Here is a 13431-nt window from a genome sequence, read left to right as displayed (position 1 = left end):
GGGGATCAGGGGAACCAGGTCCCGACCCGCACCACGGCCGCCACCACCTCGCGCGCCGCCTCCGGTCCGCCGACCAGCACCATCAGCTCGGCCAGCTCGCCGAGCACCTCCGCGACCTCGCGACGACTCCCGTTGTCCCACAACACCTCCGACCGCCCCCACAGCTCGTCGGCCCGCTCCGGGAACCGGCGGGCCAACGCGACCAGCGCCCGCGCCGCGGCCCGCCCGTCGTCGCCGAGCACGTCGAGGGCGGCGGTGAAGTGCCCGTCCGCCAACAAGGGCGCGACGGACTCGACCACCCGGGCCCGGCTCTCGGCACCGCGCAGCCCCGCCGCCACGCGCAGCACCCGGCGCGCCTCGGACGGTCGCACGGTCGGCAGCAGCGCCAGGAACACCGACACGCCGGTGAACCAGTCGTCGTCCACCTCGCCGGACATCATCGCCCGCGTCCACACCTCGGTGTCCTCACGGGCTTTCCGGTGCTCGCCGATCGCCACGAGCAGCCGGGCCCGATCGCCGGGCTGGTGGAGCCGGGCCGCCAACCCCACCGCCTCGCGCACCAGGTCCCGGTCGGCCAGCCGCCGCCCCACGACGCCCAACGTCGCGGCGCCGTGCGCCACGCCGACCCGCCGCGCGAGGTCGACCACCCGGGGCAGCAGCTCGACCGGGACCACGTCCGCCAACGGCCGCAACGCTTTCCCCTGCCCGTCGACCACCTCCGGGTCCACCCGGAGGACCTCGGCGAGCGCGCGTTCCCACAGTTCCGGCCGCCACCGCGCGAGGTTGCGCACGACTTCCGCCGTCCACCAGCCGTAGGAGGGCCGGTCCAGCAGGTCGAGCACCCGGTCCACCGACTCGGGCACGTGCGCGGACAACCCGGCCAGCGCCCGCACCCGCGGTTCCTCGTAGGGGAAGTCGGCGACCAGGTCCAGCGCGGTCCGCCGCTCGGCCTCGGTCAGGTGCGGCGCGAGCGCGGTCAGCATCACGGCTCGCCGGGTGACGTCCGGCGTGTCCCGGACCAGCGCGAAACCGTGCTCCGCCACCGGAACGTGCGACGCGAACGCGGCCAGCAGCACGCAGCGGGCCTCCGTGTCGCGCACCTGCCGCGCCGCGCCGAGCGCCGCGGTCAACCGGTCGCGGTCCAGGAACGGCGCCAGCTCGGCCAACCGCTCGCGCACCGAGCCGCGACCGTGGTAGTCGTCGCCGTAGTACCAGCCGACACTGGGCTGCTGGGCGACCACGACCGCCTCGGCCAGCTGGTCCGGGGTCAGCACGGGCGCCAACGCCCGCAACGCGAGCCGGCGTTCCGCGTGCTCGTCGTTGATCCGCACGGTGGCCCGCACCGCGTCCAGGGCCGCGGTCCCGTCACCCGACCGCCGGACCGCCGCCACCACGGCCGTCATGCCGGTGTGCGCCGCGGTCGACGCGAACGCGAGCGCGTCGGCCACCAGGTCGTCCGGCAGCACCGCGATCAGCGCGGCCGCCGCGTCGCCGTCGGAGTACAGGTACACGCGCAACGTCCGCGCCTGCCGCCACAGCTCCCGGACCAGCCGGTCGCGATCGGGGTGCCGGACCGCCACCGCGGTCACCGCCCGCACCCGCGACCACGGGAACTCCAAGCCCTCGGCCAGTTCCAGTGCTTCCGTAAGGTCCACAGTGGACAGTGATGGGGTGAGGGCGACGAGCGCCTCGCACCCGCCGTGGACGTTGTCGTGGGACCTCAGCCCGCGCAGCGCGCGCCGAGCCGTGGCCTCGGTCATCCGGGGCGCGAGCGCCACCAGTACGTCGATCCAGTGCCGGGTGTCGTGGACCGCGGCCAACGCCCGGTCGTGCAGCTCCACCGGGAACCGCGGCGACCGCACCGCCTGCCACACCGCCCAGCCGTGCCCGGCCGCCTGCTCCAGCACCGCCCGCACGGTGTCGACCGGCACCCGGTCCGCGACCCCGGACAGCGCGAGCGGTCGGAACGCCGGGTCCTCGATCCCTTGCGCCGCACCGGCGATCCGGGAGACCAGGTCGTCCGGGGCTCGGGTGCCGACCGCCGCCAGCGCCCGCGCGCGCAGTTCGGCCGACCCGATCGACTCCGCCAGCGCCAGGACGCGGTCGGACACCGGCAGTCGGCCCTCCAGGGCGTAGGTGCGCTCCCACTCGTCCAGCCGCTCGGCCACCGCCAGCGCCTCGTCGGCCAGGTCGTCCGGCAGCACCGCGAACAGGCCGCCGACGGCGGTGGCGCGCTCGACGTCGTGCGGAGACCCGGCGAGGGCGCGGAGTTCGGCCTCCGCCGCGTCCCGGAGGAGGGCGGCGGGCAGGTGCGGCGCGAGGGCGGCCAGCGCGGTCACCCGGTGCGCGGGGTCGGTGATCTGCCGGACCGACGCGAGGCCCAGGTCCGGCGACCACACACCACCGGCCACCAACGCCGCCACCAGTTCGCGCGGCACGTTCACCGCGTAGTCGGCGGCCGAGGCGAGCACCAGCGCGTACCGGGCGCGCAACCCCGGCCGCCCGGCCGCGAGCCGCAGCCCGCGCCGGACGTCGGCGAGGAAACCCTCGAGGTCGCCCTCGGAGTCCTTGGCCGCGAACCACAACGGGCTCTCGTCGCCGACGTCCAGCACCCGGTGCACGTCCGCGCCGCGCCCGGCCGCCTCCAGGTGCGCGACCAGGTGCCGGACCTCGTAGCGGCGGAGCGGCTCGACCACCGTCAGGAGTTGCGCAGGAACCTGTCGAGCACCCGGACGCCGAACTCCAGCGCGTCCACCGGCACCCGCTCGTCGACGCCGTGGAACAGCGCCGAGAAGTCCAGGTCCGCGGGCAGCCGCAGCGGCGCGAAGCCGAAGTTGCGGATGCCCAGCTCCTGGAACGACTTCGCGTCCGTGCCGCCGGAGAGCATGTACGGCAGCACCTTCGCGCCCGGGTCCTCGGCGATCAGCGACGCGGTCATGGCGTCGACCAGCGCGCCGTCGAACGTCGTCTCCACCGGCGGCAGCCCGACCCATTCGCGTTCCACGTCCGGGCCCAGCAGCTCGGCCAGCTCGCGGTCGAACGCCTCCTCGCGGCCGGGCAGGATGCGGCAGTCCACGGTCGCCTCGGCGGTGGAGGGGATCACGTTCGCCTTGTAGCCGGCGGAGAGCATGGTCGGGTTCGCGGTGTCGCGCAGCGTCGCGCCGATCATCCGGGACAGCGCGCCGAGCTTGCCGATCGAACCCTCGAGGTCGTCCTCGGGGAAGTCCAGGCCGGTGATCTCCGAGACGCCCGCGAGGAAGTCGCGCACCGACGGGTGCAGGATCACCGGGAACCGGTGCTGCCCGAGCTTCGTCACGGCGGCGGCCAGCTTCGCGACCGCGTTGTCGTGGTGGATCATCGAGCCATGGCCCGCCGTGCCGCGGACCCGCAACTTGAGCCAGCGGATGCCCTTCTCGGCCGTTTCCACCAGGTAGGCGCGGACGTCGTCCTTGAGCGTGATCGAGAAGCCGCCCACCTCGGAGATCGCCTCGGTGACGCCCTCGAACAGCTCGGGCTTGTTGTCGACCAGCCACTTCGCGCCCTGGAGGCCGCCCGCCTCCTCGTCGGCGAGGAAGGCGAACACGAGGTCGCGCGGCGGCACGATCCCGTCCCGCTTGAGCCTGCGCGCCACGGCCAGCGTCATGCCGACCATGTCCTTCATGTCGACCGCGCCGCGTCCCCACACGTAGCCGTCCTGCACGGCGCCGGAGAACGGGTGCACCGACCACTCGGAGGCGTCGGCGGGCACCACGTCGAGGTGGCCGTGCACCAGCAGCGCGCCGCGCGACGGGTCCGCGCCCGCGAGCCGCGCCACGACGTTGCCGCGGCCCTTCGCGCCGGACTCGACGTAGGTCGTCTCGTAGCCGACCTCGGCCAGCTTCTCCGCGACCCACTCGGCGGCGGCCCGCTCGCCGACGACCGTCGCGGGGTCGCCGGTGTTGGTGGTGTCGATCCTGATCAGTTCGCTGACCAGGGTGACGACCTCGTCCTGCGCCACCCGGAGGCCCTGTTCCACGTTGCTCACCCGGCCTTCCTACCACTGCGTCCACGTGCTGGACGCGTCGGCACTCCCGGACACGTCGCTCTGGTAGGCCTTGAGGGCACACCGTTCGAGGAGGCTCGACATGACCGACGCCTGGCACCGCCCCATCCGGCACGTGAAGGCGGGTGAGACCTCCGCGGACACCTCGCAGACCACGGGCATGACCCGGCACGAGGGCATCTCGGCGGCCACCGTCGGCTCGTCCCGGCTGTGGATGGGCGAGACGCACGTGGCGGCGCGCACCAACTCCGGCGACCACCACCACGGCTCGGCGGAGACCGCGATCCACGTGAAGTCCGGGCACCCGGTGTTCGTGTTCGCCGACGGCGACCGGGAGGTGCGGATCGAGACCGGGCCGGGCGACTACGTCTTCGTGCCGCCGTACGTGCCGCACCGCGAGGAGAACCCGACCGACGAGCCGGCGGTGGTGGTGATCGCGCGGAGCAGCCAGGAGGGCGTCGTGGTGAACCTGCCCAGCCTGTGGTCGCCGGTGGAGATCGCGGAATCCTGAACCGCGGGTCCTCCTCGTCCGTAGTACCCGACGACGACCCTGTGTGACACCCCTGTTCCCCTGCACCCACTGGACTACCCGATGACCCCCCGATTAGCGCACCTTCGGCTGATCTCGTGGCTGGGCGTGGCGGCCCTGCTGCTCGGCCTATGGCAGATCAGCACCCCGATCGCCCTCGGCGACGACCTCGGCGGCCCGGCCACCACCATCCCGCCGGCGATCTCCGGCGGCACGGTCGCGGTCGTGCTGTCGCTGCTGCCGATGATGAGCCCGCCGGACGCCCGCTGGACCGCGCCGCTGTTCACGATCACCGGGTGGTGGATCGTGGCGGGGCCGTGGCTGGCGGAGGGCGCGACCTCGCTCGTGCGGCTGAACGACGTGGTCGTGGGCGGCACGCTGGCCCTGGTCGGCTTCGCCGTGTCCCTGCTGACCCGCCAACCGAAACCGCTGACCCGGGCGAGCCTGCCGGGGTTCACCGATCTCCGGGCCCACGAGCCGGTGTAGGGAGGGGGCGGCGCGCGCTCACCGAACGAACTCCGACGCACCCGGCCGCTACACCGCAGGCCACGAAGGGTGGTCCCCGCGCACGCGGGGGTGGTCCTCCCGGCGAGTGGTGGCTGTGGCTGCCGCTGGCGTGGTCCCCGCGCACGCGGGGGTGGTCCCGCGCCGTTCGACCTGACGCTGCTGGAGCGCGAGTGGTCCCCGCGCACGCGGGGGTGGTCCCGCCGCCTGGGTGTGGCGTCAGGTCGACCGGGCGTGGTCCCCGCGCACGCGGGGGTAGTGGCGGTGTGTGATTCCTCGCCTGCGGAACGTGGTGGGATAATCACTTCGCCACGCTAAGGTTCGAGCTGTGACCCGGCCCGTCGGACTCGTCATCGCGGTGCTCGGCCTCTGCGGAACCGTGGTGTCGTTGATGCAGACACTCGTCGTCCCGCTGGTGCCGGAGTTGCCCGCGCTCCTGGACACCAGCGCGGACAACGCGTCGTGGCTGGTCACGATCACGTTGCTGACCAGCGCGGTCGCCACGCCGATCCTGTCCAAGCTCGCCGACATGCTCGGCAAGCGGCTCGTGATGGTGATCGCGCTCGGCGTGCTGGTGGTCGGGTCGGTGGTGTGCGCGCTCAGCACGTCGCTGCCCGGTGTGATGGCCGGTCGGGCGTTGCAGGGTTTCGCGCCGGCCCTCATCCCGGTCGGCATCAGCATCATGCGCGACGAGCTGCCCAAGGAACGCGTGGGTTCGGCGGTGGCGTTGATGAGCGCCACGCTGGGCATCGGCGCGGCCGCCGGGTTGCCGCTCGGCGGTGGGATCGCGAGCGCCTGGGACTGGCACGCGCTGTTCTGGGTGTCGGCCGGCATGGGCGCGGTGATGCTGCTGCTGGTGCTGTGGGTCGTGCCGGAGTCCGCGGTCCGCGCGCCCGGCCGGTTCGACCTGGTGGGCGCGGTGCTGCTGTCGGTGGCGCTGGCGACGGTGCTGCTCGCGATCTCCAAGGGCGCGGCGTGGGGGTGGACGAGCCGGGCCACGGTGGTGTGCGCGGTGGTGTCGGTGGTCGCGTTCGCGCTCGCCGGGCCGTGGGAGCTGCGGGTGGGCAACCCGCTGGTGGACCTGCGCACGTCGGCGCGCCGCCCGGTGCTGCTGACCAACGTGGCCTCGCTGCTGGCCGGGTTCGCCATGTACGCCAACCTCCTCGTCAGCACCCAGGAACTCCAACTGCCGACCGCGACCGGCGTCGGCTTCGGGTTGTCGCCGACGGCGGCCGGGGTGGCGATGCTGTCCGGCGGGTTGGCGATGGTGGTGCTCGCGCCGGTGTCGGCGGCGGTGACCCGGCGGTTCGGCGCCCGGATCACGTTGACCACCGGGTCCGCGGTGATGGCGCTCGGGTACGCGGCGCGGGCCGTGCTGACCGGCGAGCTGTGGCACGTCGTCGCGGGCACCACGGTGATCTCCGTCGGCACGGCCATCGCCTACGCCGCCATGCCGATCCTGGTGATGCGCTTCGTGCCGATCACCGAGACCGCGTCGGCCAACGGGCTCAACACGCTGGTCCGGTCCATCGGCACGTCGACCTCCAGCGCGGTGGTGGCGGCCGTGCTCACCGCCGGCTCCACGACGGTCGCGGGCTTCCCCGTGCCGACGGTGGCCGCGTTCGCCCGGGTGTCGTGGATCGCCGCGGCGGCGGCCGTGGTGGCGGGTGGGCTGGCCCTGCTGCTGCCCGGTCGCGAGGTCACGACCGTCAGCGCGCCGGCCCGGGACACCACCGAGGAGGTGGTGGTGCAGGGCGAGGTCGTGACGCCCGAGGGCACGCCGGTGCGGCTCGCGGTGCTGACCGTGCTGACGCTGGAGGGCAAGCAGGCGGACTGGGCGCGCACCGACCACGCGGGCACCTGGTCGGCGGTGCTGCCGGGCCCCGACCGGTACCTGGTGATCTGCTCGGCCGACGGCTGGTCGCCGCGCTCCCAGGTGCTGGAGCTGAGCCCGTCCCGGCGGGAGCGGATCACCCTGTGCGACCGGCGGCGGCTCGCGGGCGTGGTCACCGAGACGGGCGTGCCGGTGCGGGCCGCGCTGGTGACGCTGACCAGTCCCGAGGGCGAGACCTCGGCGCACACCCGGACCGACGACGAGGGCCGCTACGCACTCGCGCTGCCGCCGCTCGGCACCTACATCCTCACCGTGCTGCCGCCGGGCGCCGAGACCGCGCACGCCACGGACGTCGTCATCACCCCGCAGCGCCGCACGGTCGACCTCGACCTGTCCGCCCGGGAGTGAATTCGGCGACATTTACCGGTGCCGGGCAACCTGCCGGAGCGGGCCTCCGCAAATAATCGGTATTCGGCTCACTTTCCGCGCCGGGCTACCCGTCGGTCGGTTCGAAAACGCCATTCCGCCGACTATAAGTGAATACTTTTCGGGTCCACTGTGTGGCATTCGGCGGCACCACCGCTGGCCTTTTCAGGGGCTCGACCCCGGTCGGCCGCTGGGACGTCCGGACCAGCGCGCACGCCAAGTACATCGCAGGGTGGTGAAGATCGACACCCTCCGTGGTGTGACGTCGCTGTGTAGTCTCGTGGTTACATCAGCGCAGACCCTTTGAACGGTGCCGGCGGCGTCGCGCCCGTCGATTGTGGGATTCGCGCCCGAAACCGGCTCACCGGGCCGGAACCGGGCATTCGAACGGTGTTGGAGGTGTGGTTGTGTCGCGGTGGTCGGACGGCGCGGGCGGTGCCGCCGTGCCCATTCCCGAGTTATTCGGGCGGGATCGCGAAACCGCGGTCGCCAGGGCGAGGCTCGCCGCCGGCGCGACGTCGCGCCAGGTGCTGGTGATCCGCGGTCAGGCGGGCATCGGCAAAACCAGCCTGCTGCGCGCCACACTCGATTCGGCCGGGCTGCCGCCGACCACGACCGTGCTCCGGGCCCGCTGCCACCAGATCTTCGAGGACGCGCCCTACGGCGTGGTCCGCGAACTCGTCGCGCCGCTCGGGCTCACCTCGCCGCACCTCGAGCAGGCGCCCCAACTGCACTCCGGCGCGCGCTGGGCGCTGCCGATCCTGTCGCCCACCGCCGTCGGCGGCACGGACGCGGACCCGGCGCGCACGCACAACCTCATGCACGGGCTGTACTGGCTCGCGGTCAACCTGATGTCCGAGGGCCCGCTGGTGCTGGCCGTGGACGACGTGCAGTGGGCCGACGAGCGGTCGCTGCACTGGCTCGGCTACCTGCTGCGCCGGTCCCAGGACATGCCGCTGTGCGTGGCGCTGACCCTGCGCACCCCGGCCGACCGGCCGGCGGTCACCGACCTCGCCGAGGAACTGGCCGCGGACGGCGGCACGGTGCTCGACCTGGAGCCGCTGGACACCCCGGCGATCGCCCGGGTGGTCGCCACGCGGCTCGGTCGGGAGCCGGACGCCGCGCTGCTGGCCGAGTTCCGGGACATGTCCGGCGGCAACCCGCTCGTGCTGGCCCGCCTGGTGGCCAGGGTGCGCGCGGCCGACGAGTCCGGCGGCCGGCCGGGGTTCGGCCCGTCGGGTCGCGACATCGTGGCCGCGTCGGTGCTGGGCAGGCTCGCCGCGCACCCGGACCACGTGACGAGGGTGGCGCGGGCGGTCGCGGTGCTGGGCACGGCCGAACCCGAGTTGGTCGGCGCGCTCGCGGGCGTGCCGGGCCAAACCGTCGACTCGGTCGTGGAACTGCTGCGCGGCGCGGACATCCTCGGCCCGCGCGGTCCCGAGTTCGCCCACGAGGTGCTGCGCGCCGCGCTGCTGGACGACGTGCCGCCCGCCGAGCTGGTCCGGTTGCGCGCGCACGCGGCCCGGTTGCTCAACGACGCCGGCCGACCCGCGGGCGAGATCGCCGCGCACCTGCTGCGACTGCCCGCGCCCACCGAGCCGTGGATGCGGACCGTGCTGGCCGCCGCCGCCGAGGACGCCGCGCGGCGGGGCGCGCCCGAGTCCGCCGTGCGGTGCCTGACCCCGCTGGTCGAGCACCGGCCCGCCGACGTCGCGCTGCGCACCAGGTTGGCGGGCCTGCTCGGGCAGACCGACCCGGTCGCCGCGCTGGAGCACCTGCGGGTCGCGCTGGAGCACGCCGAGGAACCGCGCGTGCGCGCCGCGATCACCGTGCGGTTCGCCACCACCGCGCTCGCCGTGCAGCGCTCGCCCGAGGCCGTGGCACTGCTCGAGCCCGCGCTGGACGACCTGGTCGAGGCGGTGGGCGACGGCCGCTGCCACGCCGACCGCGAGCTGCTGCACCACGTCCGGGCGACCGTGCTGATCTCCGGCCTGGACGAGAAGTCGACGGTCGCCAGGGTGCGGGCCCGGGCGCGCACCCTGGTCGAGCCGGTCGGCGACACGGCCGCGGAACGCCAGTTGCTGGCGATGATGGCGGTCACCGGCGCGATGGCGGGCGGTCCGGTCGAGGTGGCCACCCGGCGCGCGCACCGGGCGCTGCTGCTGGACGAGGGCGCGCTCGGCGGCTGGACCGCGCTGGCGTCCTCGTTCGTGCTGCAACTGGCCGACGACTTCCCGGCCGCGCTCAGCGCCGTCGACCGGGTGATCGCGCGCAGCCGGGCGGACGGCGCGGTGTGGATGCACTGCCTCGCGCACGGCGTGCGGGCCGGGGTGCTGTGCCACGCGGGCGAGTTCGCCGAGGCGGGCGCGGACGCGAGCCTGTCGCTGGAAACGGCGGCCGAGGAGTCGTGGCAGGCCAACACCCTCCAGCCGACCGTGTGGGCCGCGCTGGTCGCGGTGCGGCAGGGCGACGCGCGGCGGGCGGAGACGATGCTGGCCGGCGTGGTCCGGCCGCGGCTGGACGACTTCGTGGTGGAGAACCACCACTACCTGATGGTCCGCGCCGAGGCGCGCGCCGAGCTGGGCGACGCGGACGGCGCGGTGGAACTGCTGCTGCGGTGCGGTCGGAGCCTGGCGGACGCGGACATCGGCAACCCGTTGTTCACGCCGTGGTGGGCGGAGGCCGCGCTGCTGCTGGCCGACCGGGGTCGGATCGCCGAGGCGGTGGAGCACGTGCACCACGGCGAGCTGCTGACCAGGGACTGGCCGGTGCCGTGGGCGCGCGGTCTGGCGCTGATGGCCCGTGCCGCGGTCGGCGGTCGGACGGCGGTGGACCTGCTGCGCGAGGCGGTGCGGGTGCTGGAGTCCTCCGGCGCGCGCCACGACCTCCAGCGCGCCGTGCACCGGCTCGGCCGGGAACTGCTGCGGCGCGGCGACGTCCGGGCCGCCCGGGTCCAGCTGCGGCGTGCCGTCGACCTGGCCACCCGGTCCGGCGCGCGACCGGCCGCGACCCGGGCGCGGGACCTGCTGGTCGAGGCCGGTGGGCGGATGCGGCGGATCACCGGTGCGCGCGCGGACATCCTGACCGGCAGCGAACGGCGGGTGGCGCGGCTCGCGGTGGAGGGCCCCACGAACCGGGAGATCGCCGAGACGCTGTTCGTCACGCCGCGCACGGTGGAGGTCCACCTCACGAGCGTCTACCGCAAGCTGGGCATCACCGGCCGCGCCGAACTCGCCGCCGCGCTGGGCGACGACGGTGGTTGAGTCGGGCCCAGTCGGCCCGGGGTGGACTGGATCCGTTGCGGCGCAAGGGATCGCCGCGGTTGAACCGCGTGCCGCCGGTGTGCGTGAGGTGGGTGTGGCGTGGTGCGCGGCGGTCGGTCGGGCCCGCATCCGTTGTGGCGCGAGGAGGTGACGGCGGGCGTGCTCCTGGAGCGGGACCGCGAGTGCGGGGTGCTGCACGCCGTGGCACGGCGGTTGGCCGACGGGCAGCCGGGTGTGGTCACGGTCGTCGGCGAGCCGGGCACCGGGCGCAGCGCGTTGCTGGCGCACGTGGTCGAGGAGGCCGCCCGGCTCGGGGTGGCGGTCGCGGTGGCGCGGGGCAGGCGGTGGGAGGCGGACATCCGGTGGGGCGCGGCCGCCCAGTTGCGCGAGGCGCTGTCCGCGCGGCTACCCGGGTGGTCGCGGCTGGACCGGCTCGACGGCGCCGACCACGTGCTGGTCGACCTGTGCGCGGGCGTGCTCGCCGCCGCGCGGGACCGGCCGCTGCTGCTCGTGGTGGACGACGTGCACTGGCTCGACCCGGACTCGGCCACCCTGCTGGAGATGCTGCTGCGCCGGATCAGGCAGGCGCCGCTGGCGTTCGTGCTGTCCGCCGTCGGCGACCGGCCGACCCTGGTCGAGGAGCCGACGCCGCCCGCCGACCTGCTTACCCCGCTGACCACGCCCCGGCTGTCCGACGTCGCGGTGGCCCGGCTGTGCCACGAGCGGTTGGGCACCCGCTCGGACGGTCCGGTGACCCGCGCCGTCGTGGCGAACGGGCACGGGCTGCCCGGGTTGATCGTGCCGGCGCTGGCCGAGTTCGCCGCCGACACCGCCGACCGGGCCTCCGCCGAGCGGATCGCCGCGATCCTCGCCCGCCGGCGGGTCGCGCAGGTGGACGAGCTGGTCGACGGACTGCCCGCGGACTGCCTGGCCCTGCTGCGGGTGCTGGCGGTCGCGGGCGACGACCTCGACCCGCGGTCCACGCGCGGTGTGCCGGGGTTGGCCGACGTGCGACCGGACACCCCGGAACGCCTGCGCGCCACCGGACTCGTCGGCGGTCACGACCGGCTGCGGCCCGCCGCGCAGGTGGCCGACCGGGTGCTCGCGGCCATGGGTCCGGTCGAGCGGTCCGCGCTGCACGTCGCCGTCGCCACGGCCGCGCACCGGCTCGCGTGCCCGGACGACGTGGTGGGCCGGGTGCTGTTGGGCGCGCCGCCGGTGGGTGCCCGCTGGGCCTCGGACGCGTTGCACCGCGCGGCGCGGCGGGCGTTGCGCGCGGGCCGGCAGGAGTTCGGCGTCGCGCTGCTGGACCGGGCGCTCGCCGAGCCCCTGCGGCCCGACGACCGGTCGCTGCTCACCGTGGAACTGGCCTGCGCCCAGGTGCGCGACCGACCGCACGCCGCCGACCGCAACCTGGCCGCCGCCGTGCTGCGCGGCGGCGCGCACCGGGCCGAGGCCGTCGAGCTGCTGCTGGCCAGGGGCGCGCTGGACACCGTGCACCGGGTGGTCGCGCACGCGGTCGCCGAGGACCCGACCGAGCACCAGGCGCTGCGCGCGTTGCGCCGGCTCGCGGGCCTGTCCGGCGCGGACGGCACGCGGTGGGACGAGCCCGACCCGCACGCGGGCGACGACGCGGTGGCGGGCGGCGTCGAGGCGTGGCGGCTGGCGGTCGTCGGCACGGATCCGGTGCGCACCAGGGACACCGCGCTGACCGCGCTGGGCGGACCGCCGGAACTGGCCCTGCACCGACTGCTCGGCGCGGCGGCGCTGGTGCTGGCCGACGAGCCGGACCTCGCCCGGCCGGTGTTCGAGGACGTGCTGGACGACGCGAGCAGGCGCGGTGTCCGGGTGACCGCCGCGTTCGCCGCGCTCGGCCTGGCCGCGACCGCGTACCGGTGTGGCGCGCTGGAGCAGTCCGCCGCGCACCTGGACCGGGCGCTCGCCGAGCTGCCGCTGCCGTCGTGGGCGCCCCGGATGCGCGGCTACCCGCTGGCGTTGCGCGCCTTGGTGGAACTGGCCCGCGGCTGCCACGACTCGGCCGAACGCGCCGTGGCGGGCGACCTGCCCGCCGAGGTCGAGGGCGGGTTCGGCTGGACCGGCCTGCTGCACGCCCGCGCGGCGGTGCTGGTGGCCTCCGGCGAGCCGGAGCGGGCGTTGCGGGACCTGGAGGAGTGCGGCCGTCGGCTGGCCGGGCGCGGGTGGCACAACCCGGCGCTGATCGCGTGGCGGCCGCTGGCCGTCGAGGCGCTGACCATGATCGGTGATCGCGAGGGGGTGGCGACGTTGCTCGGCGAGGAGTTCCGCGCGGTGACGGGGTGGAGCACGCGGTCGTGCGTCGGCACGGCGTGGTTGCTCTCGGCGCGCACGGGTGGCCCCGAGTCGGGGCTGCGGTCGTTGCGCCGGGCCGAGCGGGAGCTGCGCGAGTCGCCCGCGCGGTTGGCGCACGCGCAGGCGCAGGCTGACCTGGCGGCCGCGCTGCCGGGTGGTTCGGGCGAGGGGGAGTGGTTGCGCGCCACCGCGTTGCGCACCGCCCGGGAGTGCGGCGCGCGTCCGCTGGCCCGCCGGATCGAGGCGATGCCCGCCCGCCGCCGGCACCCGCGGTCCGACGACGTGCTGGCCGGGTTGTCGCCCGCGCAGACCAGGGCGGTGCGGCTGGTCGCCGAGGGGTTGAGCAACCCGCGGATCGCGCAGGCGCTGGGCGTCGCGCGGCGGACCGTGGAGATGCACCTGACCACGGCGTACCGGAAGTTGGGTGTGGCGGGACGCGCGGAGCTGGTCGCGCTGCTCGGCGCGGGTGAGGGGTTGTGATGGCGGGTCGGGGCGGTCGGGCGCG

General features: G+C 75.2%; 7 protein-coding genes and 1 CRISPR repeat array. Of the genes, 5 read left to right on the top strand and 2 right to left on the bottom strand.

Annotated elements, in window-relative coordinates:
* Window positions 1-5: 5 nt before the first annotated feature.
* A complete protein-coding gene (locus tag AB0G50_RS14890; RefSeq protein ID WP_360107504.1) occupies window positions 6-2696 on the bottom strand; it encodes a hypothetical protein in 2691 nt (896 codons plus the stop codon).
* 2 nt (window positions 2697-2698) lie between these two features.
* Window positions 2699-4015, bottom strand: coding sequence for a M20/M25/M40 family metallo-hydrolase (locus AB0G50_RS14885; protein ID WP_360107613.1), 1317 nt, complete (start codon window positions 4013-4015; stop codon window positions 2699-2701).
* Window positions 4016-4124: 109 nt separating this feature from the next.
* On the opposite strand from AB0G50_RS14885, the gene AB0G50_RS14880 reads away from it, so the two are divergent.
* The 5 genes from AB0G50_RS14880 (at window position 4125) to AB0G50_RS14860 (ending at window position 13406) form a co-directional block, all read left to right on the top strand.
* Window positions 4125-4553 carry a cupin domain-containing protein gene (locus AB0G50_RS14880; RefSeq protein WP_360107501.1) on the top strand — a complete coding sequence of 143 codons (429 nt, stop codon included), beginning with the start codon at window positions 4125-4127 and terminating at the stop codon, window positions 4551-4553.
* A gap of 81 nt (window positions 4554-4634) precedes the next feature.
* Complete coding sequence (locus AB0G50_RS14875; protein ID WP_360107498.1) at window positions 4635-5057, top strand: hypothetical protein; 423 nt, start codon at window positions 4635-4637, stop codon at window positions 5055-5057.
* Window positions 5058-5126: 69 nt separating this feature from the next.
* Window positions 5127-5340: a CRISPR direct-repeat array (repeat unit 28 nt; unit sequence GTGGTCCCCGCGCACGCGGGGGTGGTCC).
* Between the two features lie 63 nt (window positions 5341-5403).
* Window positions 5404-7317, top strand: a complete 1914-nt coding sequence (locus tag AB0G50_RS14870) for an MFS transporter (protein ID WP_360107495.1) — start codon at window positions 5404-5406, stop codon at window positions 7315-7317.
* Between the two features lie 425 nt (window positions 7318-7742).
* Window positions 7743-10598, top strand: coding sequence for an AAA family ATPase (locus AB0G50_RS14865; protein WP_360107492.1), 2856 nt, complete (start codon window positions 7743-7745; stop codon window positions 10596-10598).
* A 99-nt stretch (window positions 10599-10697) separates the two neighbouring features.
* Window positions 10698-13406: an AAA family ATPase gene (locus tag AB0G50_RS14860; protein WP_360107489.1), complete on the top strand. Its 2709-nt coding sequence runs from the start codon at window positions 10698-10700 to the stop codon at window positions 13404-13406.
* Window positions 13407-13431: the final 25 nt, after the last annotated feature.

The sequence above is a fragment of the Actinosynnema sp. NPDC020468 genome, assembly GCF_040642015.1.
GTDB lineage: Bacteria > Actinomycetota > Actinomycetes > Mycobacteriales > Pseudonocardiaceae > Actinosynnema.
The sequence above is the reverse complement of the archived record's forward strand: the minus strand, read 5'-3'. Positions and strand labels throughout refer to the sequence as shown.

What these genes read in the sequence shown, in the direction of transcription:
- AB0G50_RS14875 (WP_360107498.1), top strand. Translation starts at nt 4,635, where the DNA reads ATGACCCCCCGATTAGCGCACCTTCGGCTGATCTCGTGGCTGGGCGTG.
- AB0G50_RS14880 (WP_360107501.1), top strand. Translation starts at nt 4,125, where the DNA reads ATGACCGACGCCTGGCACCGCCCCATCCGGCACGTGAAGGCGGGTGAG.